Raw genomic sequence first — 934 nt, forward strand, 5'->3', positions numbered from 1 at the left:
AGAGCCTGTTCCAAAATGTGTTGAGCGATTTCAGCAGGTTATGATTCAATCGGATTTCTGACATACGATGGAGATCACGATGACCTGGACTGAAACCGCTCGGCGACAGTATGAGCGTCGCAATTCGCGTTATGCAAGCGATTTAACGGATGTGGAATGGTCGATTATAGAGCCGCTGATGCCCGCGTCCAAGCACCTTGGACGGCCTCGAAAGTCAGATCTACGTGAAGTGGTGAACGCGCTACTTTATATAGCCTCTTCAGGCTGCACCTGGCGGCTTCTGCCAACGGATTTTCCGCCATTTTCAACGGTACAGAAATACTTCTATCGGTGGCGAGATGAAGGAACACTGAGCGCGATCAACAACACGCTTGTTATGACGGCACGCGAGTTGGCGGATAAGCAACCCAGCCCCACCGCTGGCGTGATCGATAGCCAGTCGGTGAAAACTACGGAAAGTGGGGGAATACGTGGCTTTGATGCGGGGAAAAAGATCAACGGACGCAAGCGTCATATTGTGGTTGATACACTCGGTTTGATGGTCGGTCTTGTGATCCATTCGGCTGGCATTCAGGACCGAGATGGTGCGCCAGATGTCTTGAAAACCATTCTCAAACGTTGGCCATGGTTGCGGCATATCTTTGCTGACGGGGGATACGCAGGACCAAAGCTCAAAGGCAGGTTGGAAAAGGTCGGGAAATTTACACTGGAAATTGTCAAGCGGTCCGATCACGCTGAAGGTTTTAAAATACTCCCACGCAGATGGGTTGTCGAGCGCACATTTGCATGGCTGGGAAGGTGTCGAAGACTGGCCAAAGACTTCGAGAAAACCATCGCTTCTTCCGAAGCCTGGATTTACATCGCAAATATCCGCTTCCTTACGCGGCGTATCGCAAGAGCCTGATATCGTTACATTCATTATGATTCAGGCTCT

1 protein-coding gene is annotated in these 934 nt (G+C 50.6%); it reads left to right on the forward strand.

The window, feature by feature from the left end:
• Positions 1-79: 79 nt before the first annotated feature.
• Positions 80-904 (forward strand): IS5 family transposase, encoded by an 825-nt coding sequence (locus CEV31_RS12305; RefSeq protein WP_094507374.1) that lies wholly within the window; start codon positions 80-82, stop codon positions 902-904.
• Positions 905-934: the final 30 nt, after the last annotated feature.

This window comes from Brucella thiophenivorans (assembly GCF_002252445.1).
GTDB lineage: Bacteria > Pseudomonadota > Alphaproteobacteria > Rhizobiales > Rhizobiaceae > Brucella > Brucella thiophenivorans.